Consider the following 24,163-nt stretch of genomic DNA (forward strand, 5'->3'; position numbering starts at 1 on the left):
TCCATTCCTTTTCTTCATTCAATGCTTATTTTAAATTGCCTGAAAAATCAAATAAAGTTTGTACTGGGACATGATCTGAAGGCTGAGGCCATCCCCGTGTATCACGAAAAATTGCAAGTTCTTTAACGAAAGGCACTAAATTTGGTGAAGACCAAATATGGTCAAGCCGTCGACCGCGATCAGAAAGTGCCCAATCACGTGCACGATAACTCCACCAGGTATAAAGTTTAGTAGGAATTGGAAATTTCATCCGCATCAAATCAACCCATCCACCTTCACAACATAAAGCTTGTAAACGCTCTGTCTCAATCGGCGTATGGCTAACAACCTTCAATAATTGCTTATGAGACCAAACATCCTCTGGCAAAGGAGCAATATTAAGATCACCTAACAAAAGAGACTCTAAACCATCTCCCTGATCCGCACGGATAGAAGACATTTCTTCTAAAAAATCGAGTTTATGACGAAATTTTTCATTTTTGTTTACATCAGGTTCATCACCACCAGCAGGAACATAAAAATTATGAATCCGAATTTTTCTCCCATGAAGTTCAATAACAACTGAAAGGTGACGACGATCTTCTTTTTGACAAAAGAAACGCCTTTCAACACTAATAAAAGGCAAACGAGAAATAATCGCCACGCCATGATAAGATTTTTGACCACTCAATGCGATATGCTGATAACCTGCTGCTTCAAAAAATTGACGTGGAAATAAATCATCTGGACATTTTATTTCTTGTAAGCATAACATATCTACAGAAAAAATATCTAAATACTGAAGAACCTGGGAAAGGCGCAAACGAATAGAATTAATATTCCAAGTAGCAATATGAAAAAGCATTAATTGTTATTCCGACTTTGTAGCGTCACAGTATTTTTATGGGGAATGACGAACATATCATCAGAAAATCTAACGTTTGTACGCACATTCATGATTTTAACAGTTGTTTCTAAATTTTGTTGATCAAGAATTGCCCATTGTCGCAACGCATAACTTTGAGAATCAAAGATCATCTTTATTTGCCCTTTTCCAATTGTTTTATCCCGTAAAACAATCATGATTGTTGTCGGATCCTCTCGAAATGCTAACAAATTTTCTGACGATAAATGAATCACATTCCCTAATAAAAATTTCATTGGTGTTTGAGACAACTTGTAAAAGCTCCATGTATTTAAAGCCCGATTGTTAACCCCTACAGATTTACCATCTGAAATAACCTGCAATGGCACGCCTTTGTAACTAAAACGAATTTTCCCTGGACGCTCTAAATAAAATGTTCCTTTTGTCATTTTTCCCTTTGGATTAAATTGAATAAAATCCCCTGTCATCACTTTGATCGCCGCAAAATGATTAATAATATTCTGAGCCCGAGCAAACTGCTTTGCTGACTGCGAAAAAGCAGGACTACTCAACAGAAAAAATAACAAAATAAGACTAAACGTTCTTCTTAACGTAAAAAAATACACCCTCATACATCATGCTCCTCATGTGCTCACCATACATACTCTATTGATTTTTATATAAGCAATAGATGATAAGAACTTTCTAAAAATATGTTTTAAAAAACTTTATTTAAAAGGGTTCTTCTGAAGCAGGCACCAAAATTTCTCGTTTTCCTGCATGGTTAGCTGGGCTAATAATTCCTTCTTCTTCCATCCTCTCAATTAATGAAGCAGCACGATTATAGCCAATACCCAAACGGCGCTGAATATAAGAAGTTGAAGCTTTACGATCACGCAGAACCACCATCACAGCCTTTCTATAAGGCTCATCTTCTAAGGAAGAAACAGATGAAACACCACTTTCACGATCTGCAACTTCTTGTGTAATAGTCTCCAAATAATCAGGCATTGCTTGGTCTTTCAGGTGCGCAACAACCTGTTCAACTTCATCATCTGCAACAAAAGCTCCATGAATACGTTGAATACGTCCTCCTCCCATCATGAACAGCATATCCCCTTGCCCTAATAATTGTTCAGCTCCTTGTTCCCCCAAAATTGTCCGACTATCAATTTTTGAACTTACAGCAAAAGAAATGCGTGTAGGAAAATTTGCTTTAATTGTTCCTGTAATAACATCGACTGAAGGACGTTGTGTTGCCATAATAACATGAATACCAGCAGCACGTGCCATTTGCGCTAAACGTTGAACAGCGCCTTCAATCTCCTTACCAGCAACCATCATGAGATCTGCCATTTCATCAATAATAACAACAATATAAGGTAAAGGATTTAAATCGAGGGTCTCTGTTTCATATAAGGGCTCACCGGTCTTATGATCAAATCCAACTTGAACCGTCCGTGTTAATACTTCACCCTGTTTTTTTGCTTCTTTTAAGCGAGCATTAAATCCATCAATATTGCGAACATTGACTTTTGACATTTTGCTGTAGCGCTCTTCCATTTCACGAACAGCCCATTTAAGAGCAATGACTGCTTTTTTAGGATCTGTCACCACGGGCGTCAATAAATGAGGAATGCCGTCATAAATCGAAAGCTCGAGCATTTTAGGATCAACCATGATTAAGCGACATTGTTCAGGTGTTAAGCGATAAAGAAGAGACAAAATCATTGTATTAATAGCAACAGATTTACCTGATCCCGTCGTGCCTGCCACTAAAAGATGAGGCATCTTCGTTAAATCTGCAACAATTGTTTCACCGCCTATGGTTTTACCCAAAGCAAGCCCTAATCTTGCTTCAGTCCCAAAAAATTCCCGCGCCTGTAAAATTTCTCGCAAATAGACTATTTCACGAGATGCATTGGGTAATTCTATTCCAATAACATTCCGTCCTGGAACAACAGCAACACGCGCTGAAATAGAACGCATAGAGCGAGCAATATCATCTGCTAGCCCAATAATACGAGAAGATTTAATACCAGCAGCCGGCTCAAATTCATACAAGGTTACAACTGGACCAGGACGTGCATCAATAATTTCTCCCTTAACCCCAAAATCTAATAAAATATTTTTCAGTTCCTGAGAATTGGCTCTTAAAGTAGCAGGGGAAAGACGCATATTTTTTACTGCTGATGAAGGAATAGCAAGATAATCTAGCCGTGGAAGAGTAAAACGATATTTTGAACGCGCTTTTGAAGTCTTTACCACGAAGTTATCAGAAGCAGAAAGAGCTGTATTTTGGAAATCCTGAAATTCTGTTTTTTCATCAAAAAAAACCGGCTCAATTCGATCAAATGAATTTTCTATTTTTCTAAACCACCTCATAAACGAAAAAAAACGCTCAAAACGGGCTTGTAAAAAATAAAGAAAATGCAAAACTGCTCCAAAAGCTGTAGAGAAGAAACCACTATGGAGTTCATTATGAGAATATTCTTCATTTTCTAATGTCTCAAAAACTGGATCCACACGAACTGATTCGCTTTCACTTGTATCGGTCTGACGTCGCCACACTACATTGCCAGCAAAAGTAGCCACTACAAAACTGGCAAATGCCAAAGCAATACCCCACAACACACTCTCTATAGATGAAGAAAAAGAAAATAAAAAAGAAATAACATTTAAAATCTTATCTCCCCAAACTCCTCCAAAACCAATCGGCAATGGCCAATTTGTAAAAGATGCAAAAGGGGTCATTAAAGCAAATGCAGTTGTAAACGAAATTATTGAAACCAACCATAAAAAAAGACGAAACAGAAAATTATGAATTCTTTTTTGTGCAAGTAACAAAAGTGACCAAAAGAATGGAGGCAACAAAATACCAAGACTTGCCAAACCAAAAAGTTGCATAGCAAGATCTGAAAAAACTGCACCAGGCCATCCCATAAGATTTGTGATCTCATTAGAACTAGCATAAGTCAATGATGGATCTACAAAATTCCATGTTGCTAAAGCTAAGATACAAAAAATCAAAAGCCCTAGAAGACCAAACCCAATCAAAACCCCTATTTGTTGCAAAAACATTTCAATAAAATGCGAATTTCGATATTCTGGTTTTTTGGGCAAATCATAAAGAGAGGAACCCCGATGCATTCATCAATCCCGAACGTAAGATTCTTAAAGCAAGAATTATATCTAAAATTTGTAACATAAAAAATATTAATACAGTTTTAACCAATATAATAACAACAATTTCTCTTTAAGACTGCACAAAAAATGATAATAAGACTGCACAAAAAATGATAATAAGATCAATATCCATATCATTTAAGATGAAATAACTGCCAAAAGTGAAAGAAACAACGTGACTTCTTACACCGATCAAACAATAAAACAATGTGACCTTCTTATTGCAGGCGGTGGAGTTGTTGGCTTGACTCTTGCTGTAGCTCTCAAACAGGCTGCCCCTGAACTGAAAATAAATGTTGTGGATGCCACTTCCCAAAGCAGCACATCTCCCAAAAATACACAAGCATTTGCTCTTTCTGCCGCTTCTATTCGTATGCTTGAACAACTACAGTGCTGGAAACATATCAAACCTTACGCTCAACCTATCCATTCAATAACCATCACTGACGCACGTCTCAATGATCCAATCAAACCAATTTTTTTAACCTTTGAAAGAGATATAACACCCAAAGAACCCTTTGCAAGTATGGTTGAAAATAAAAGGCTCATCAGTGCATTAAAAAAACGTGCAAAAGATTTGCATATCTCTTTTATCGAAAAAACCACTGTCGTTCATTTTCATCAAGAGAAGCAACATACAACCGTTACCTTAAGTAATAAAGAAACTTGGCAAACAAAATTGCTGGTTGCAGCGAATGGAGCACACTCTATATTACGAGAAAAAGCCGATCTTAAAAGCTTTGCTCATTTTTATCCACAAACAGCAATCACATGCATTATCGAACATGAAAAAGCCCACCATGGCCGAGCAATTCAACATTTCTTCCCTGCTGGACCTTTTGCTCTCCTGCCTCTCAAAGGCAACCGATTAGCTATCGTATGGAATGAAAAACATCACACCGCCCAATCTTATCTTAAAGCAGACGCTTTAATTTTTGAAGCAGAGATAGAAAAGCGTATTGGTCATCAATTTGGAAAACTTTCTTGGAATGGTGAACGCCAAGCATTTCCCCTCGTTCTTTCCTTAACAAATCAATGCATCAAACCTCGTTTTGCTCTCATAGGAGATGCCGCCCACACAGTCCACCCTATTGCAGGACAAGGCCTTAATCTAGGACTCCGTGATAGTGCCGCTTTAGCTGAAGTCATCATCGAAACAGCACGATTGGGCCTCGATATCGGATCAATGACAGCTCTCGAACGCTATCAAAGTTGGCGACGTTTTGAAACTGTACGAATGTCTCTTAGTAATGACTGGCTCAACAGACTTTTTTCGAATGATATCTTACTCCTACGCCTCTTTCGCGATGTTGGCCTTGGACTTATTAATCAAATGCCAAAAATAAAAAAATATCTTATGCAAGAAGCTTCTGGACTCACCTCCAACGCACCACGCCTTCTCCGTGGACTTCCACTCTAACAACGAAAATAAACGCCTTCAATCTCCTGTATATCAACAACAAATAAGGAGTGATATAATAACACTCTCCTGCAAGCAACTATAACCACTCTGCAAAAAGTAAACATACAGAAAAGACTTTATACTTAAGCCGCGTCTACTTCATTTACCTTCAAAATACACATATACGAACCGCCAATGAGCCTGTACTTATTTTCTATTTTAGCTGGTAAATTTTCAAAGACGTCGTTCAACCATAAGCTTTTTAATTTCAGCAATCGCCTTAGCTGGATTTAAACCTTTCGGACAAGTTTGCGCACAATTCATAATCGTGTGGCACCGATAAAGCCGAAAAGGATCTTCTAAATTATCAAGGCGCTCACCGCTCATTTCATCACGAGAATCAACAATCCAGCGATAAGCCTGGAGTAAAACAGCAGGCCCCAAATAACGATCACCATTCCACCAATAACTTGGGCACGACGTTTGACAGCATGCACAAAGGATACACTCATAAAGACCATCAATTTTCTGACGATCAGAATAGCTTTGTAACCATTCTTTTGCAGGCTTAGGAGAAACAGTTTTCAGCCAAGGCTCAATAGCGCGATGTTGCGCATAAAAACGCTTTAAATCAGGAACCAAATCTTTTACAATAGGCATAGAAGGAAGTGGATACACTTTAATTGGATGTTTTACATCATCCATTCCTTTAGTACAAGCCAATGTATTGGTGCCATCAATATTCATCGCACATGAACCACAAATGCCCTCACGGCATGACCGACGAAGTGTTAAAGTTGGATCAATATGATTTTTAATAAATAAAAGCCCATCAAGAATCATCGGGCCACACAGTGAACGATCCACGTAATAAGTATCAAGATGCGGATTCTTCTCATCATCAGGTGACCAACGATAAATATGAAATTCTGTTAAATGCGTAGCACCTTCAGGTTTAGGCCAAACTTTTCCAGCTTTAACTTGAGAATTTTTGGGAAGCCTAATTTGTACCATAACTCACTTTCCCCTTAATAAACACGCTTTTTAGGCATAATACGCTTTAAATCTATACCACCATCCTCTTCAAACGTTAATGGATCAACATGAACAGGACGATACGATAATGTCACCTTTCCATCTTGAGACAGATGCGAAAGTGTATGACGACGCCAATTTTTATCATCACGCTCTGGATAATCTTCTCGTGCATGAGCACCACGACTTTCCAAACGAGCAGCTGCAGAATAAACAGTCGTAATTGCATTCGCCATCAAATTTTCAAGCTCTAATGTTTCTACCAAATCAGAATTCCAAATAAGTGAGCGATCTGTTACTTTAAGGTCAGAAAGTTCATCCCAAATTTTACTGATCCGTTGACATCCTTGTTCTAAAGAATCTGCTGTACGGAATACCGCAGCATCCTCTTGCATCGCACGCTGCATTTTTTCACGCAGCATAGCTGTTGGAACCTGCCCTTGAGCAAAACGTAAACGGTCAAAACGTGCCATAATTGCATCAACTGCGGCTTCATTAAGCGCTGGGATTTCTGCATCGCGATCTATGACTTCTCCTGCACGAATTGCAGCAGCACGTCCAAAAACGACTAAATCAATCAATGAATTTGATCCCAAACGATTAGCCCCATGAACAGATGCACATCCTGCCTCACCCACAGCCATCAAACCTGGTTGAACACGATCAGGAGAATCAAGGGTTGGATTTAAAACTTCTCCATAATAATTGGTAGGAATACCACCCATATTATAATGAACTGTTGGCAAAACAGGAATTGGCTCTTTGGTCAAATCAACCCCTGCAAAAATTCGAGCTGATTCAGAAATCCCGGGTAAACGCTCATGCAATATAGCTGGATCGATATGATTAAGGACTAAATGAATATGATCTTTTTTCGCACCAACACCACGCCCTTCCCGAATTTCAAGTGTGATACAACGTGAAACCAAATCGCGCGACGCCAAATCCTTAAAAGATGGTGCATAACGTTCCATAAAGCGCTCACCTTCAGAATTCACTAAATAGCCACCTTCACCACGTGCACCTTCTGTAATTAAGCAACCAGAACCATAAATCCCCGTAGGATGAAATTGAACAAATTCCATATCCTGAAGCGGTAACCCAGCCCGAGCAATCATCCCGCCACCATCACCTGTACATGTATGCGCTGATGTTGCTGAAAAATAAGCCCGCCCATAACCGCCAGTGGCAAGAACAACCATCTTCGCAGAAAAACGATGAATTGTACCATCATCAAGATTCCAAGCGACAACACCTGTACACACACCATCTGTCATGATCAAATCAAGGGCAAAATATTCAACAAAAAACTGCGCATTATGCTTAAGGCTTTGCCCATAAAGCGTATGCAAAATTGCATGGCCAGTACGATCAGCTGCAGCACAAGTACGTTGAACTGGTGGGCCTTCACCAAACTCTGTGGTATGACCACCAAAAGGACGTTGATAAATTTTCCCTTCTTGTGTACGCGAAAAAGGAACCCCATAATGTTCTAATTCATAAACAGCTGCCGGTGCATTTCGCACTAAATATTCCATAGCATCGGTATCGCCAAGCCAATCAGATCCTTTCACCGTATCATATAAATGCCATTGCCAATTATCAGGCCCCATATTCGACAAGGATGCCGCAATGCCGCCTTGCGCTGCAACTGTATGTGATCGCGTTGGAAAAACTTTTGTAATACATGCTGTTCTTAATCCTTGCTCAGCCATACCAAGGGTCGCACGTAAACCAGCTCCCCCAGCACCAACAACCACAACATCAAATTTATGATCGACATAGTTATAGGCAGCACGCCCCACTCTAGCACCTAGAGATGATATTGCTCTCACCATATTTTCAAGCCCCTAATGCGATTTTCAAAAGAGCAAACATCATTATACTGCCCAGAATAAAACAAAATAAAATATTCAATACAAAAAAGAATATTCGCATACCTTCATGTGGAATATAATCTTCAATAACGACCTGCATCCCCAATTTCATGTAATAAAGACTTGAAAAAATCATCAACCCCATCCAAACTGTAACCATAGGATGGGAAAGTCTCGCATGAACAACACTGTAATCTTTTCCCACGCATGACATAACGAGAATAATAAAAAGTGTCCAAAGAAGCACATTAGCAAAACTGACCAGATTCTCTAACCAAAAATGCTCTGTTCCTGTATGCGCACTGCCGAAGCCACGTACTTTTCCAAGTTCTGTTCGCAAATCTTTTTTCATTTTTTCTACCCCTGGCTAAACAACGCCGTACCCAATGACCCAAAGTGCAATCGTGACAATAAGAGAAATAAAAACTGTAGCCCAAGCAGTTGAGGTCGCTTTTTCTTTTGCTAAATAACGAGGATTCAGATTCCAAACAATATGGCGAACACATCCAACGATATGATGAACTCCAGCTAATGTATAAAAAAACAAAAAACAAAGCCCAGGAAAAGATCCATAAATCTTGTTAACCATTTTAAATGTATCAGCACCACAAGCAATTGAAACTAACCAAAGAGCCAAAAAACACATTCCAAAATAAAGCACTATACCAGTAATACGATGTGCTATCGAAATTGCCATAGTAATTGACCAGCGATAAACGCTTAAGTGAGGAGAACGAGGGCGATCTTTTGTTGTGGTTGTCTCTATCATAAAACATCCTGACCTGGCTTTCACTGCAACCTTATCATTACGAGAAAATCCACGCAAAGTGATTCAGTGCACAATCATTTCAACTTGTTCAGTCCTAAGGGACTAACATTACAGGCCGGTTATTAAAATGACGGATTAAAGGTCGCGCATAAAAAAACCGATTTGTTATATAGCCATAGACCATAAAACTTCCTCTGTTTAGTACAATTTTATCTTCACGTCAAAGGTTTAACATTATTTCTTAAATATAAACATATTTTTTACATATCTTTCACTCTACTTTTCCTTAAGATCAGCGGATCTATTCTATAATGATTATGATTGTGACTCTTTATAAAAAAGATAGTGTTAATTTTTTAAGTTTTATGACAAATCAGCCGTTCTTTATAATTCAATCTTGAACATTTACACCTCTACCAACTTCATTGCGTGAAAACTTATAAGATCCTTCACTTACTATATGCATCATACACTCTTCTAAAGAGCTTAAGTTTAAATAACCGTCGCCGAAAATATCAAAATTTTTCCTATCCTAAGATACTCTCTCATCAAAAATTCTATTCTCACAAAATATATTCTTCTGTAAATGTTCTTTATTTATGAGAAAAATTAATAATAAAAAACAAAAGAGACATTAAAAATTTTATTATAATTCTTTTAAAAATGGATATTTTATTCCTTTTTTGTTTTAATTATTACAATAAAAAAGCAGCCTTAAAGCTGCATTTTTTAATAAATCTCATTCATATAATTTATTGAGTAATTCATTCTGAGACATTTGTAACATTGTCTACAACAGCGCTCTCTTCTGTTTCTTTTGCACTTTTTGCATCTTTTTTATGGTACTCTCTCTTTTCAGCAATACGTGCTGCTTTTCCTCTGAGACCACGTAGGTAGTAAAGCTTCGCACGACGAACTTTACCCCGACGAACAAGCTCAACCCCTTCAATTAGAGGGGAATAAACTGGAAACACACGCTCAACCCCTTCGCCATAAGAAATTTTACGGACTGTAAAAGTTTCATTTACACCACCCCCTGAACGAGCGATACAAATCCCTTCATAGGCCTGAATACGCGTTCGTGTACCTTCTGTCACACGAACCATCACACGCACTGTATCACCAACCTGAAATACAGGCAGTTGACGTTTTGCTTCAATTTTTGCGCACTGTTCAGCCTCAAGCTGTGCTATAATGTTCATCTTTTTATCCTTCGCGTTCTTTTCGAACAGTTAGAGCGCTTAAAACTCTCACCAAAAAAATTTTAAATACTCTTTAGGCTACGTTGAATATAGAAAGCGAATAAACCATCTTTTAATTTTGGGATACACACTTAAAATTTAGAATATACAGAAAATTTCTTTGAAGAAAACTACGCTAACAGTATATTATTTTTTGAGATGAATCAAGCTTTCTGATGTTTTTTCTTATAAAGAGCATAAAGATCAGGTCGACGTTGATGCGTGAGCAATTCAGCTTGTTCTCGCCGCCAATTAGCAATAGCTTTATGATGACCCGATGTTAAAACCGATGGAATGCTTCGTCCTTCAAAAACAAGAGGGCGTGTATATTGTGGATATTCAAGTAAACCATTTTCAAAACTTTCACACTCTACAGAAATCTTATTCCCTATCACACCGGGTAAAAGCCGTATAATTGCATCCAACACAACAAGGGAAGCAACTTCTCCTCCTGAAAGAATATAATCACCAATAGAAATTTCTTTTAATTGCCGTGCTTCAATGATACGCTCATCCACCCCCTCAAAACGCCCACAAATCAGTGTCACCCCTGACCCAACTGCTAAAGAATGTGCATAAGCTTGATCAAAAGATTGCCCACGTGGACTGAGTAATAATCTTGGTGTATCCAATGGACAACTATCAATTGCCGCTGCTAATACATCAGCACGCATGACCATACCTGCACCACCACCAGCTGGTGTATCATCAACACTATGGTGTTTATCTAAAGTAAAATCTCGAATTTGCACTGTTTCCAGCGACCATATTCCTTGCTTTAAAGCCCGTCCTGCTAAAGAATATCCTAAAATTCCTGGAAACATTTCAGGATAAAGTGTTAAAATACGCGCATGAAATCCCATATTGATAACTCTTCATCCCTTCATTTAATTTACGCACATTACTTATGCATATTACTCTTGATCATGAAACAAACCAGCAGCTATTGGATCCACAATAAGAAAACCAGAAGCAACACAAATTTCGGGGACAGCAGCTTTGCTAAAGGAAATAAGAACCTTTTTACCAGAAACCAACTGTATTTCAATTAAATCACCAGCGCCAAAATTAAAGAAACCACTTACCTTACCTAGAAATTGTTTGGCACAATTATAAACACAAAGGCCAATCAAATCTATTTGATAAAATTCATCTTCATCCAAATCATCAGCCAATTGATTTCTTTCAACATAAAGTTTGATTCCCCTTAAAGATTCTGCAGCACTCCGTTCTTCTATTCCTTTAAAATGTATAATTGCATTATTCTTTTGCATACGAAAGCTAACAACTTCATAAGAACGTTCTGTTTCATCATAAAAAACACTATAGCTCTTTAAACTCTCAGGGTTAGAACTCAATACTTTAACAACAACATCCCCCTTAATTCCATGCGCCGCACCAATAATGGCAAGATATACTTTCTTTTTCATACTTTTTCCATTACACTTCCTATAATTAAATTTTTTTATTTAAAAAAGAAAGAATCATTATAAACTTAAAGTACTTAATTCATCCTGTAACTCGCATTCGATATTGTTGCCACATAAAATCTTCTAAAAAGGCTCATTTTGGTAACAAAATAGAAATTAATCATAAGGAGAAAATATTATGGCAAATGTCATGCTCTTTTACAAAAATGTGACTCCACTGAACAAAATCACTCATAAAAATCTTAAATTCAGCCCATTAAACGATATGTCTTTTGCACAGGATACCCATTGGATTCCTTTAGCCAGTGCTGAATATTTTCAAGCCGCTATAGATTATCCCATCCTATTTATGAGTGCGGAAGATGAGCAGAAAAAACGCCATTATACGTCCGTTGCACTCGTAGGCCTTTCTAATAACGATAATGATTACATTACTTCTGATAAACAGTGGAAAAAAGATACTTATATTCCTGCTTTTGTCCGTCGCTATCCTTTTGTTCTTGCAAAAATGCAAAATGAAAAAGAATTTTCTGTTTGCTTTGATCAACAATCAGGTATGTTTAATGAAGTTTCAGGGAAAGATCTTTTCAATTCAGATGGATCTATTTCGCCCTTTATGGAAGAATGTATTAATTTTCTTGAAAGTTTTAAAATCAGTATGGAAAAAACCGCTGAATTTATCGAGACCCTTGTAGAAATGGACCTTTTATGTCAAAAATCAATCAATGTGAAAAATGACAGAGGTGTATCAGCGCAATTAGAAGATTTCTGGATGGTTGATGAAGAAAAATTCAATAAATTATTTGCTCATCAACTTGCTAAATTGCATAAAAATGGTTTTCTTGGATGGATTTTTGCGCATCTTATGTCAATGAATAACCTTTTAAAGATTCTTTCTGTAAAAAGTGAAAATCAACTCACTCATGAAGAGTTAAAAAAACAAAACAGTCAAGAAAATGAAACAAAAACTAAGAAAAAGAAAAGCGCTCTTAACTAAAAATGCTCTTCGAATATGACAGTATAAATGAAAAAATTCCTCTAGTTCCAGCTGATCATACCCTCCTCATTGCGAGAAAGAATTGGCTGGATCATCTCACACAAACACGTCGAATGGCTCTTCATACGGCCGTTGCTTATGAGCGTGATACAAGGCAGTTTTTATTTTTTCTTTGTCAACATTTAGGATATCAACCAACTCTCGACGATCTTGCTGATTTGCGTGTAGCTGATTTGCGTGCTTATTTAGCTTATCGTCGAACACAAAACATAAGTGCTCGCTCCTTAAGCCGAAACATGGCAAGTTTACGCTCTTTTTTTAACTATTTATCCCGGGAAAAACTTGTTAATGTTCCTGCCGCAAAACTTGTACGAACACCAAAACATCCAAAATCATTACCAAAACCTTTGACCATAGAATCAGCACTCCGTATAGTCAAAGAAGAAAATCAACAAGAAACTGAACCCTGGATTATTGCTCGTAATACCGCTATTTTGATTCTTCTTTATGGTTGTGGAATGCGGATATCAGAAGCCTTAGCACTCACTCCAGAGCAATTTGCTGATCCCAGTATAAAAAGCTTATCTGTCAATGGAAAAGGAGGAAAAACACGTCTTATCCCACTGATTCCAATTGTCCATAAAGCGATAGAGAATTACCTAAAATGCTGTCCTTATCCTTTAGTAAACACTCAGCCAATATTCCTTGGTGTCCGGGGAAAACCTTTACAACCCGCTATTATTCAACGAACTGTCCAAAACCTACGAGCGCGTCTTGGCTTACCAGAAACAACCACACCACACGCATTACGCCATTCTTTTGCTACCCATCTTTTATCACGGGGAGGAGATTTGCGCACTATCCAAGAACTTCTCGGCCATGCCTGCCTATCCACAACACAAATCTATACCCATATTGATACAAATCATTTATTAGAAATCTATCAAAAAGCACATCCCCGTGCCTAAAAACTTTTGAATTGAGAAAAACATGTTAAACACTTTCAATCTCAAGCGCTAAAGCATGAATGTTTGTTGCCAACTCTTGCTCCAAAACTTTATAAATAGCCCGATGTATTTCTACCCGTTTCATACCAGAAAAAGAAGAAGAAAGCATTTTCACACGGAAATGTGTTTCCCCCTTACCATCAAAAGCATGTTCTTCGTGAGGATGACCTACATGAAGATGGCTTTCATTAATTATTTCAAGCTTTTGCGGCAAAAAAGCATCACGCAGTTTTGTTTCAATTGTTGTATAAACCGTACAAGACATTTTTTTTCCTTCACAAAAACGGATATTGTAACTAATTTTTTAAGACAATATTTAATAAAATTAAATGTGGAAAGAAATTTTTTACAAGTCAATTCTTATCAAAAAGATCGATCTTGCATAAGGCAAAAATATGACAACAACATCTAAATTATTCGACTCAATTCGTATTAGCTCAAACAAAAAAAAACAGAGTCAATTACAAATACAACAATGCCAATGGGAAGGGTGCGAAAAAGCAGGATCGCACAAAGCACCAGCAGGACGCAATCACGAAGGTCAATATCTCTATTTTTGTATTGAACACATCCGTGCTTATAATAAAAATTTTAATTATTTCTCAGGTCTCAGCGATGAAGACATTGCGAAGTTTCAAAAAGATGCTCTTACAGGGCATCGTCCAACATGGTCTGCAGGTAATAATAGCACGGTTAAAAAAACAGCTTCCGATTACGCAAAAATTCGATCTGGAACCGCTGCTTACCAAAATCGTGTGCGTAATCCATTTAAACTTTTTACCCAACGACACTCAAAGACTACGGATACACGAAAACTAAAACCTTTGGAAGCTAAAGCTTTTGATACTTTGGGCTTACAAGAAAATGCTTCAGCCGAAGATATCAAAACAAAATATAAGGAGCTTGTTAAAAAACATCACCCTGATGCTAATGGTGGGAATCGTTCTTCAGAAGAACGCTTTCGTAACGTGCTCCATGCCTATAATTTACTGAAAAAATCTGGTAGATGTTAAAATCTATATTCAAATACTCCATTCTATTGTTCAATGATTAAACATTTAAGATTTTTGAAAAACGATCATGCAACACAGCATCTCCTTCACAGCCAATCTCTTTTGCCATTAGAGCATTTGCATAAGTGGTCCATGTTCTATAGTGTTTGACAACAAAATAATAAATAGCGGATATCTTCCTCAAAAATGATGACAAAAACAAATCTTACAGTCTCAAATATGCCTGACACAACAGTCTGGGCAAAGGATGTATTCAATATTGATACTGAAATGAAAGTGCCTGCTTTTAGCACAAAAAGCTCTCATGTTCCTGATTTAGATCCCGATTATCTTTTTGATCAACAAACAACTTTAGCACTTTTAGCAGGTTTTGCTTTTAACCGACGTGTTATGATATCTGGCTATCATGGTACAGGAAAATCAACGCATATTGAACAAGTTGCTGCACGTCTTAATTGGCCTTGTATTCGAATTAATCTTGATGGACATATTAGTCGCATTGACTTAATCGGAAAAGATGCCATTGTCTTGAAAGATGGCTTGCAAATCACCGAATTTAAAGATGGTATTCTGCCATGGGCTTATCAAAATAATATTGCCCTTATTTTCGATGAATATGACGCAGGACGGCCAGATGTTATGTTTGTCATCCAGCGAGTACTTGAATCCTCTGGGCGCCTCAGTTTGCTTGATCAAAACCGTGTTATTACTCCTCATCCAGCATTTCGACTTTTTGCAACAGCAAATACTATTGGTCTTGGCGATACAACGGGACTGTATCATGGCACCCAACAAATCAATCAAGCGCAAATGGATCGTTGGTCAATTGTAACAATATTAAATTATTTACCCCACGATAAAGAAGTTGATATCATTTGTTCGAAAGTCAAACATTTCCAAACCACTGAGGGTAAAAAAACCATCTCACAAATGGTACATGTTGCTGATATGGTGCGCAAAGCTTTCATGAATGGAGATATTTCTACAGTTATGAGCCCGCGTACCGTTATAACTTGGGCAGAAAATACCACAATTTTTCAAAATATTGGTTTTGCTTTCCGTTTAACTTTTCTCAATAAATGTGATGAACTTGAACGAACAACTGTTGCAGAATTTTACCAACGTGCCTTTGGAAATGAGCTTCCTGAATCACTGATTCATCATGTCTTGCCTTAAGGAATGCGTCAATTATGGCTGCAAAAGAAGGTGATAATAGCAAAAATTCAGCAAAACATTCTTCTAAGAGCCACTTTGATATTGAAACTTTTAAAAGAGCTACATCTACTTGTATTCGCGCCATTGCTAACACACGCGAACTTAACGTTATGTTTAGTCATAACAAACCATCCTTAAGCAAGAATTGTGCACGTTTACCAGAATTACCTCAACAAATAACCGATAAAGATATAGCTGTTACTCGTGGATTAAGCGATTCTATAGCACTCCGCAAAGCATGGCATGATAGCCATATTCACACCCAATTTGCCCCGATAGAACCAGAAGCACGAGCGATCTTTGATGCACTTGAACAAACACGTATTGAAGCAATTGGCACTTTAACAATGAAAGGAATCGCACAAAATCTTGATATAATGCTTGCTGATAAATATCAAAAAGCCTGTTATCAGAGGATAAGGAATCAAAATGAAGCTCCTTTTCAAGAAGCGATTGCGCTTTTATTGCGTGAAAAAATAACAAAACGCTCTCCCCCAAAAGAAGCCGGACTTGTCTTGGAACTATGGCGTCAATCCATAGAAAAAAAAGTCGCAACAGAATTACATGAGCTAACACTTCATGTTTATAACCAAAATGTTTTCGCACAAATAGCACGTCAAATGCTCGTAGCCCTTGAAATGGCGAATCCATTAAAAATAAACCCTAAGAATCGCACTTCTAAAAAACAGAGACAGAACCACGATACACAAAATCAAACAGAAGAAGAAACTATAAACGAAAAAAAATCTCAAAGTGAAAAACAAAAAACAACCGAACAAAGTAATGATGCACAAAATAAAGGCAAAGAAAAAACTATTCAGTCAAATGATAATGATACACCTCAAAATGAACAAGAAAATTCTCAACAAAATAAATTCAGCAAATCAAAATACTTTCTTCATGCTTCTCAGAAAATGGAAAATTTGGCTGATTATAAAATTTTTACCCATGAATTTGATGCTATTTTGGATGCGACTCATTTTTGTTCTGTAACAGAATTAGATCATTTACGTCATTATCTTGATCAACAATTAAATCATCTCCAAAACATTGTTGGACGCTTAGCAAACCGACTCCAACGCCGCCTCATGGCACAACAAAATCGTTTTTGGAACTTTGACCTAGAAGAAGGTTATCTTGATACAACACGCCTTCCACGCCTTATTATTGATCCAATGCAACCGCCTTCTTTTAAAATGGAATGTGAAACACAATTTCGTGATACTGTTGTTTCACTGCTTATTGATAATTCAGGTTCCATGCGAGAACGCCCCATTACTGTTGCAGCAACTTGTGCTGATATTTTAGCACAAACTCTTGAACGTTGTGGAGTTAAAGTAGAAATTTTAGGCTTTACCACAAAAGCATGGAAAGGAGGACAATCGCGCGAAAAATGGATTCATCAAAATAAACCCTCTCATCCAGGGCGTCTAAATGACTTGTGTCATATCATTTATAAAAGCGCTGATACACCATGGCGCCGTGCTCGACGCAATTTAGGATTAATGCTGCAAGAAGGATTACTGAAAGAAAATATTGATGGAGAAGCCCTTATTTGGGCGCATCAGCGCTTGATCTCACGCCATGAACATCGTCGAATATTGATCGTTATTTCTGATGGTGCTCCTGTTGACGATTCAACTCTTTCTGTTAACCCCAGTAATTATCTAGATAAACATTTGCGCGCTGTGATACAAGAAATCCAAGCAAATTCCCCTATAGAACTTATCGCTATCGGTATCGGCCATGATGTAACACGTTATTACCAACGCGCTGTAACAATCATCAACGCTGAAGAGTTAGCAAATGCCATAACAAAACAGCTTACAGCACTCTTTAAAAAAGAAAATCTGAAGAGATAAAGACCCAATCAACCACCGATCTTATATAAATATTGTTACACATCATCTTGTGCCAAGAATAGAATAAAAATCTTTCTATTTCAGCAGTATAATATAATAAATATCGTTATTGTTGAATAAACAAAAGACATCGTCTCTTCTCAACGCCCTTGATAAAAAGGAGTCCGAAAACTCTTTAAAATTACCCCATAAGGGACAAGCATAAATAGGCTCATAATAATTTTTATTAAAAAATCACCAAAAGCAAGTGAAAACCAAACAGGAATTTCAATACTCATAACACTGATACTGTCAATAATAGAACCATCAGAATAATCAACCAATTGATCGATAAAAGAAAAACTGCTTGCAAAAGCAAGAGAAAAAAACAAAATTGTATCTAAAGCTGAACTCACTAATGCTGCTATTAAAGGAGCTTTCCACCATGTTTTACGCCGCAAAGGTGTGAAAACTATTATATCAAGTAATTGCCCAAATAAAAACGCTGTACTAGAAGCAATTGCGAGACGCGGTGTAGCTAATATCCAAGAAATAAAAGCAGCAGAAATAAAACCAACATACACAACACGCCTTGCTGCACCGGGACCATAAAAGCGGTTGGTCAAATCATTAATTAAAAAAGCAAAGGGATATGTGAAAGCTCCATAGGTTAATAGCTCATCCAAACTAAAGAAATTAACAGGATATTGAACCAAAATATTGGAAGCAACTACAGCAATACACATTGCAAAGCTTGCAAAAAAAAGACGACTTTTCTCTTTTTGCGCAGCTAAAGATTTATATGCTGAAGACATTCCTTTAACCTAGAGAATAGAATCAAAATAAAATATTGGGCCTAAATAATTAAACGCTTCCCTCAATGAAAAAACTTTTTATTCTGCAGGAAAATAAAAGAATTAAGCTACTCTTTCAGCTTTTTTTTTCATAATTTGGCGCTTCAATAAACGCCCACGCTGCGACAATTCCTTATCATCAGCTTTAATCAAAAAGTTATCAAGACCACCGCGGTGCTCAACCGAACGCAAAGCATTTGCAGAAATACGCAAACGATAACTCTGTTGAAGCAATTCCGAGATCAATGTCACATTGCAAAGATTTGGTAAAAAACGACGACGGGTTTTATTGTTTGCATGGCTGACATTATTGCCATACTGGACCGCTTTTCCTGTCAATTCGCAGGCACGAGACATAGATTTCACCTTTAAATTTAAGAAATTCCAAACTCCAACGCCAGAAAAATAAATGGATGCAAACAAAAAATCCACCCATAACCTTGAACGGGCATTATTGGAAAACTGAGTTTTTATAAGTCGTTGGCTATAAAAGGTCAAGTCTTTTAGAAACTTTTTCATTCCTCTATCGGTTATTTTATTATTTTTTTGGTAAAACCCTATAAAATACTTTCTTTTAGCTCTTTTCATATTAAAAGATATTCATTATCATGATGAAAATGGGCCATTCTAAAATAAATCTCCAACGCAAAAACATCCGTCTTTTTTCTGTTCTATTGAGTATTTTATGGGTATTTCTGTTTACTGTCTTTAGTGCATTAGGTGTATGGCAAATACAACGACTAAAATGGAAAACAAATCTTATTACCAGTGCTAATCAACGTGTCCATCTCACACCTATCCAAGCGCCACCTTACAAACAATGGCCAGATATTACTTTTAACAAAGATGAATATCGTCCTGTTACAATCACCGGAAAGCTTCTTACAAACAAAAATATTCTCGTAACCGCTGTTGCACAAAATACCACGGGTTATTGGGTTTTAACTCCTTTAAAAACAACCGATAACACAGTGACCTTTATCAACCGCGGTTTTATTCCTATGGAAGCACGTCATCAATTTGAACAAGAGGAAAAAAACGCTTCGTTTAATAATAATTCTGCACATACTCTAAATCAGATTACGATTACAGGCCTTTTAAGGATGAGTGAAAAAAATGGGGTGTTTCCACGCAAAAACAAACCTGATCAAAATGTATGGCATACGCGCGAACTCCCTGCTATGGCCCAAAAATTAGACCTTTCTCCTGTTGCTCCCTATTTTATTGATGCGCAATCAGAAACAGTGTCACAAGAAAATCTTCCCATTCCTGGCCTTACTGTTGTGCAATTTCACAATAACCACTTAATATATGCAATAACGTGGTTTATTTTAGCCGCTGGTGTTTTAGGGACATCTCTTCTTCTAATACGATATAAAAACTGAAAAAGACACAAAAACTATCCTCCCTTACACACTTAAATGTAAAGACTTCATTCTTGTGCTCAAAACCATACCAACACTTCTCGAAAGCAGAACAAATGACAGCTTATTTTTCTGTTTTTCCGTTCTTTCTCCTTACTAAAGAAGAACATAGTACACCCTCTAAACCAGCAGACAATACCGTCTTTACTTTAAAATTGACTGACAACATTATAAATAAAAACAGCGCTCCTTAGAACGCTGAATAATTTCTAAATTTTTATCAAAAATAATATTACAATGATTTACGTGAAGAACGCCATGCAACCAAACTAATATCAGCACGATTAATGCCAAGATCACTAAGCTCATATGTTGAAAGACGACTTAACGCATTAACTGTCCGACGATAACGACGCCATTGGCTGTAAGAACGTAAAATATTCATATTTTTTACCAAACTATTATAGTTAAATTCCTAAACAAGGAAGATAAAACAAATTACAAAAATGAGGAGTGTTATAATTGCATAACTGATTTGCATTTATAACACAGAAGCCTACTCTTCTTATTTTTGAGAATAAAAAATGAAAAAAGACCATAAATTTAGTGGCGAAAATGTCTCACTCCTGTAAAAACCATTGCTAAACCATGCGCATTAGCTGCTGCAATAACTTCTTCATCACGGATCGATCCACCTGGTTGAATAACCGCTGTTGCACCAGCTTCAATCAAAGATAACAAGCCATCTGCAAAAGGGAAAAATGCATCTGATGCGACCACAGATCCCTTCGTTAAAGATTCCGTTAAGCCCATTTTTTGTGCGCTTTCCTCAGCCTTCCGTGCTGCGATTCTTGCTGAATCGATACGACTCATTTGGCCAGCCCCAATCCCAACCGTTGTATTATTTTTTGCATAAACAATAGCATTTGATTTGACGTGTTTAACAACACGACAAGCAAATTTAAGATCACGCATTTCGTCTTGGCTTGGTGCGCGTTTTGTGACTACTTGCAATTCAAAATCATCAACAACTGCATTATCACGTGTTTGCACTAAAAGCCCTCCTGAAAGTGTTTTAGCAACGAGCCCGTTATCACGCGGATCAGGCATTCCTCCTGTTATCAACAAACGAAGATTTTTTTTCTGAGCAATGATTTCGCGTGCAGACATTGTAGCATCAGGAGCAATAATCACTTCAGTGAAAATTTTAACAATCTCTTCTGCACAGGCTTCATCAAGAGGACGATTTAAAGCAATAATACCACCAAATGCTGAGGTATTATCACACGCCAAAGCTTTCAAATAAGCCTCTTTTAAATTCTGCCCTTCTGCAACACCGCAGGGATTAGCATGTTTAATAATAGCAACGGCCGCGCTTTTTTGAGAATCAAATTCTGAGACAAGTTCAAATGCTGCATCGGTATCATTCATATTATTATAAGAAAGTTTTTTGCCTTGCAAAAGTGTCGCAGTAGCAACGCCAAAGCGTTTATCACCAGAGAGATAAAATGCCGCTTGTTGATGTGGATTTTCTCCATAGCGCATCACATTTTCAAGATGACCAGAAAAACTCTGCCAAGACGGAGCTTGAATTTTTAAATCTTTCGCAAACCAAGCCGCTATCGCAGCATCGTAAGCAGCTGTACGCTCATAAGCACGTGTTGCTAATTGACGCCGCAATGAAAAACTTAAACACCCATCCTGTTGTTTTAATTCATCCACAATCAATGCATAATCACAAACTGCTGTTACAACACCAATATAAGCGTGATTTTTAGCAGCTGCACGAATCATCGCCGGTCCACCAATATCAATATTTTCAAGAATTATCTGCGCATCTCCCTCTAACCGAGCAGTTTCTTCAAAGGGATAAAGATTAACCACGAGAAGATCAATTCCGTTGATACCATGTTGTTCCATAGCCGCCTTATGGTCTGGATCGTCTCTTATTCCTAATAAAGCACCATGAACCAAAGGGTGAAGTGTCTTGACGCGTCCATCCATTATTTCTGGAAACCCTGTAATATCAGAAACATCAGTAACAGGTAAACCAGCAGCACTTAACGCTTTGGATGTCCCTCCCGTTGAAATTAATTCAATTCCATAAGCATGCAGCGTTTGCGCAAACTCAATCAAACCAGTTTTATCAGAAACAGAAAGAAGAGCACGACGAACGTGATGAAGATCCACCGTAGAAAATTGTTTTGCAATAACAACCATAATAGAAATCCTAAAATAAAATGGCTAAAATTCAAAAAAAGCCACTATGGACATAGCATAAGCTTTTGCCAAAACATACCCACAGGACATGCAGACAATGCTCCAATCCACAAATAATAGAATTATCTTGGTTGATCTTTCCAAGCGAAGATTATGCTAATCTATGACGTATAAAACGCCAATGAATTTTTCTCTGCAATGCAGTACGAAAATATAAAACAATCTGTTGTGTGCGTTGTGGACCTTTTAAATGAGCAAAATCAATTGAATCTTCGAGAAAAATGTCCGCATCGGGTGACATAAAATGCCACTCCTGCCCACTTTCTACAACTAAGGAAACGCGATTGCCATCATAATAAGCCTCAACCTGCGGATTAAGATGAAACCGAACAGCAACACTATCGTCTTCATTTTGATTGGCTTTATATTTATACCATTGATTTTTCTGCGGTGTAAAAAAATGATCGAAACCTTCAATCATTTCTCCATTTCTAGTTAAAATAAGGCCACGCTCATGCATAAGATTAAAAGGCTTCACATAGCCATCATGGCACGCAATAAAGCCAATTTTTTCTAAATCTTCTATGCGTTGTACTTGAATATTTGTCGGTCCTTTAAGTAAAAGAGAAGCATCATTGTTCCTTTTTTTACGAAAAGCACCCACTGAACAATCATTCACTGTTGCCGTTGAATGTGCTGCTGTCAAACGCCCAAAATGTCGATATTCTGCAGAACCATAAGGATTAACTCCTGTATTAATAATAAAGCGTTTTCCCTGCGAGGACATCTCAAATGACAAACAACCTGAACAGGCATATTCTGCAAAAGAAGCGGGTGGAAATTTTCCCGTATCTGCAAGAACTGTCGTTTGATTAGCCTGTAAACGCTGAAAACCAGAATAACGGGCATAACTAAAAGGGTGCCCAACGGTTTCATCACAATTTAAAATAGTCGATAAACACGCTGGTATAATAGGTCCAACGCCATTAAAACGAGCTACTGTTTGATCTTCATGAATAAAAAATCTCAAAGCAGGCAGCATACGCTCAATAGAATCAATTAAAATACGCGGAGCCGTTTCATTACTGTGCATATACAGATGGCGCAAAGATAATAAATCCGATAATAAATCGAGCAAAATAGCAGGGCTACGGGAAATATGTCCTCCATCAATAAGAACCTGATGCGAAAGTTCATAAACAAGATAAGTTTGTACTTTTTTCTTTGCTGCTGCAGAAACGGGCAAAGCTAAAGATGCAAGTGCTAAAGAAATTGCGGCTTGTAAACGCTGTTCATTTGCTTCCATACAACAAATCAAGATGCGCAAATAGCGAAACTGAAAACCAAGTGAACGTAAAAAACGCTTTTCAAAGCTTTTATTCGCCCCCTCTAATAACATTTGCGAATGGCAAATCCATGAAATGAGGCGCCTTGCCACAACGGCTCCACTCCAAGCAGGCCCTTTTATCTTCTTACTATGATGCTCCAACCAATCTTCTACCAAGGAACGCGCATAAGCTTTTGCCAACTCACTTTGTGCAGCAGTCATATGACGTAACCAATGAAAATCATGCAATGCTTTTTCCCATTGCAATATTGGCGGTACCAATGAAAAAGGAGAAAGAGCACCCGCTTGAACCGTACAACCAGAAAAAGCAAAACGACCATGGTAAAACTCACGCGCTATCATTGGATCAGCGAGATGCAAATCAATTGGATACGCTAAAATCTTTTGTGGACGAAAACCAGAAAATCGCCAACGAAAGAGTGGTCCTGCCCGTAAACGTCGTAGAAAGTGTTGTATGCCATATACAACGGTTGATGTTTTTATCTGAGGAGCAATCTCTGTAATTACCACAACCATATCT

At 37.5% G+C, this 24,163-nt stretch carries 23 protein-coding genes; 7 read left to right on the forward strand and 16 right to left on the reverse strand.

The window, feature by feature from the left end; translation table 11 throughout:
- Nucleotides 1-25 precede the first annotated feature (25 nt).
- The 3 genes from BA1379B_RS05690 to BA1379B_RS05700 form a co-directional block, all read right to left on the reverse strand.
- Nucleotides 26-844 (reverse strand): exodeoxyribonuclease III, encoded by an 819-nt coding sequence (locus BA1379B_RS05690; RefSeq protein WP_078674028.1) that lies wholly within the window; start codon nucleotides 842-844, stop codon nucleotides 26-28.
- Nucleotides 844-1,476, reverse strand: a complete 633-nt coding sequence (locus tag BA1379B_RS05695; protein ID WP_078692493.1) for a LolA family protein — start codon at nucleotides 1,474-1,476, stop codon at nucleotides 844-846. Before BA1379B_RS05695 ends, BA1379B_RS05690 begins: the two co-directional genes overlap by 1 nt.
- A 100-nt stretch (nucleotides 1,477-1,576) precedes the next feature.
- Entirely contained in the window at nucleotides 1,577-3,994 is a 2,418-nt protein-coding gene (locus BA1379B_RS05700) for an FtsK/SpoIIIE family DNA translocase (RefSeq protein WP_078692494.1), read from the reverse strand.
- A gap of 211 nt (nucleotides 3,995-4,205) precedes the next feature.
- On the opposite strand from BA1379B_RS05700, the gene BA1379B_RS05705 reads away from it, so the two are divergent.
- Nucleotides 4,206-5,450, forward strand: a complete 1,245-nt coding sequence (locus BA1379B_RS05705; RefSeq protein ID WP_051668857.1) for a ubiquinone biosynthesis hydroxylase — start codon at nucleotides 4,206-4,208, stop codon at nucleotides 5,448-5,450.
- A gap of 216 nt (nucleotides 5,451-5,666) precedes the next feature.
- Here BA1379B_RS05705 and BA1379B_RS05710 read toward each other — a convergent pair whose 3' ends face one another.
- From BA1379B_RS05710 to rimM, 7 genes are all read right to left on the reverse strand, one after another.
- Nucleotides 5,667-6,446, reverse strand: coding sequence for a succinate dehydrogenase iron-sulfur subunit (locus BA1379B_RS05710; RefSeq protein WP_035006496.1), 780 nt, complete (start codon nucleotides 6,444-6,446; stop codon nucleotides 5,667-5,669).
- A gap of 14 nt (nucleotides 6,447-6,460) precedes the next feature.
- Entirely contained in the window at nucleotides 6,461-8,305 is a 1,845-nt protein-coding gene (gene sdhA, locus BA1379B_RS05715) for a succinate dehydrogenase flavoprotein subunit (protein WP_078674031.1), read from the reverse strand.
- A gap of 4 nt (nucleotides 8,306-8,309) precedes the next feature.
- Nucleotides 8,310-8,696, reverse strand: a complete 387-nt coding sequence (sdhD, locus tag BA1379B_RS05720; protein ID WP_035006494.1) for a succinate dehydrogenase, hydrophobic membrane anchor protein — start codon at nucleotides 8,694-8,696, stop codon at nucleotides 8,310-8,312.
- 15 nt (nucleotides 8,697-8,711) lie between these two features.
- Entirely contained in the window at nucleotides 8,712-9,113 is a 402-nt protein-coding gene (gene sdhC / locus BA1379B_RS05725) for a succinate dehydrogenase, cytochrome b556 subunit (RefSeq protein WP_035006763.1), read from the reverse strand.
- Between the two features lie 764 nt (nucleotides 9,114-9,877).
- Nucleotides 9,878-10,315 carry a 50S ribosomal protein L19 gene (gene rplS / locus BA1379B_RS05730; RefSeq protein WP_035006493.1) on the reverse strand — a complete coding sequence of 146 codons (438 nt, stop codon included), beginning with the start codon at nucleotides 10,313-10,315 and terminating at the stop codon, nucleotides 9,878-9,880.
- 203 nt (nucleotides 10,316-10,518) lie between these two features.
- The gene (trmD, locus tag BA1379B_RS05735; protein ID WP_078692495.1) at nucleotides 10,519-11,217 is read right to left on the reverse strand and encodes a tRNA (guanosine(37)-N1)-methyltransferase TrmD; all 699 of its coding nucleotides are present in this window, start codon (nucleotides 11,215-11,217) and stop codon (nucleotides 10,519-10,521) included.
- A 51-nt stretch (nucleotides 11,218-11,268) separates the two neighbouring features.
- Nucleotides 11,269-11,784, reverse strand: coding sequence for a ribosome maturation factor RimM (rimM, locus tag BA1379B_RS05740; protein ID WP_035006490.1), 516 nt, complete (start codon nucleotides 11,782-11,784; stop codon nucleotides 11,269-11,271).
- Nucleotides 11,785-11,962: 178 nt separating this feature from the next.
- On the opposite strand from rimM, the gene BA1379B_RS05745 reads away from it, so the two are divergent.
- Nucleotides 11,963-12,781: a SapC family protein gene (locus BA1379B_RS05745; RefSeq protein ID WP_035006489.1), complete on the forward strand. Its 819-nt coding sequence runs from the start codon at nucleotides 11,963-11,965 to the stop codon at nucleotides 12,779-12,781.
- 2 nt (nucleotides 12,782-12,783) lie between these two features.
- Nucleotides 12,784-13,749, forward strand: coding sequence for a tyrosine recombinase XerC (locus BA1379B_RS05750; RefSeq protein ID WP_035006488.1), 966 nt, complete (start codon nucleotides 12,784-12,786; stop codon nucleotides 13,747-13,749).
- 25 nt (nucleotides 13,750-13,774) lie between these two features.
- Here the strand turns inward: BA1379B_RS05750 and BA1379B_RS05755 are convergent, their stop codons facing one another.
- Nucleotides 13,775-14,053: a BolA family protein gene (locus BA1379B_RS05755; RefSeq protein WP_035006487.1), complete on the reverse strand. Its 279-nt coding sequence runs from the start codon at nucleotides 14,051-14,053 to the stop codon at nucleotides 13,775-13,777.
- Nucleotides 14,054-14,183: 130 nt separating this feature from the next.
- Here BA1379B_RS05755 and BA1379B_RS05760 point away from each other — a divergent pair, with 130 nt between their 5' ends.
- The 3 genes from BA1379B_RS05760 (at nucleotide 14,184) to cobT (ending at nucleotide 17,878) form a co-directional block, all read left to right on the forward strand.
- Complete coding sequence (locus tag BA1379B_RS05760) at nucleotides 14,184-14,801, forward strand: J domain-containing protein (RefSeq protein ID WP_035006486.1); 618 nt, start codon at nucleotides 14,184-14,186, stop codon at nucleotides 14,799-14,801.
- Nucleotides 14,802-14,990: 189 nt separating this feature from the next.
- Nucleotides 14,991-15,977: a cobaltochelatase subunit CobS gene (gene cobS, locus BA1379B_RS05765; RefSeq protein WP_035006761.1), complete on the forward strand. Its 987-nt coding sequence runs from the start codon at nucleotides 14,991-14,993 to the stop codon at nucleotides 15,975-15,977.
- A gap of 14 nt (nucleotides 15,978-15,991) precedes the next feature.
- A complete protein-coding gene (gene cobT / locus BA1379B_RS05770) occupies nucleotides 15,992-17,878 on the forward strand; it encodes a cobaltochelatase subunit CobT (protein WP_035006484.1) in 1,887 nt (628 codons plus the stop codon).
- 140 nt (nucleotides 17,879-18,018) lie between these two features.
- Here cobT and BA1379B_RS05775 read toward each other — a convergent pair whose 3' ends face one another.
- A complete protein-coding gene (locus tag BA1379B_RS05775; RefSeq protein ID WP_035006483.1) occupies nucleotides 18,019-18,672 on the reverse strand; it encodes a queuosine precursor transporter in 654 nt (217 codons plus the stop codon).
- A 102-nt stretch (nucleotides 18,673-18,774) separates the two neighbouring features.
- Entirely contained in the window at nucleotides 18,775-19,068 is a 294-nt protein-coding gene (rpmB, locus tag BA1379B_RS05780; protein ID WP_078674120.1) for a 50S ribosomal protein L28, read from the reverse strand.
- Nucleotides 19,069-19,319: 251 nt separating this feature from the next.
- Here rpmB and BA1379B_RS05785 point away from each other — a divergent pair, with 251 nt between their 5' ends.
- The gene (locus BA1379B_RS05785; RefSeq protein ID WP_035006481.1) at nucleotides 19,320-20,096 is read left to right on the forward strand and encodes an SURF1 family protein; all 777 of its coding nucleotides are present in this window, start codon (nucleotides 19,320-19,322) and stop codon (nucleotides 20,094-20,096) included.
- A 271-nt stretch (nucleotides 20,097-20,367) separates the two neighbouring features.
- Here the strand turns inward: BA1379B_RS05785 and BA1379B_RS05790 are convergent, their stop codons facing one another.
- The 3 genes from BA1379B_RS05790 to BA1379B_RS05800 form a co-directional block, all read right to left on the reverse strand.
- The gene (locus BA1379B_RS05790) at nucleotides 20,368-20,520 is read right to left on the reverse strand and encodes a DUF1127 domain-containing protein (RefSeq protein WP_078674034.1); all 153 of its coding nucleotides are present in this window, start codon (nucleotides 20,518-20,520) and stop codon (nucleotides 20,368-20,370) included.
- A 158-nt stretch (nucleotides 20,521-20,678) separates the two neighbouring features.
- Complete coding sequence (purH, locus tag BA1379B_RS05795) at nucleotides 20,679-22,295, reverse strand: bifunctional phosphoribosylaminoimidazolecarboxamide formyltransferase/IMP cyclohydrolase (protein WP_078692496.1); 1,617 nt, start codon at nucleotides 22,293-22,295, stop codon at nucleotides 20,679-20,681.
- A 151-nt stretch (nucleotides 22,296-22,446) separates the two neighbouring features.
- A complete protein-coding gene (locus BA1379B_RS05800) occupies nucleotides 22,447-24,159 on the reverse strand; it encodes a heparinase II/III family protein (RefSeq protein ID WP_078674035.1) in 1,713 nt (570 codons plus the stop codon).
- Nucleotides 24,160-24,163: the final 4 nt, after the last annotated feature.

This window comes from Bartonella sp. A1379B, assembly GCF_002022485.1.
GTDB classification, from domain to species: domain Bacteria; phylum Pseudomonadota; class Alphaproteobacteria; order Rhizobiales; family Rhizobiaceae; genus Bartonella; species Bartonella rochalimae.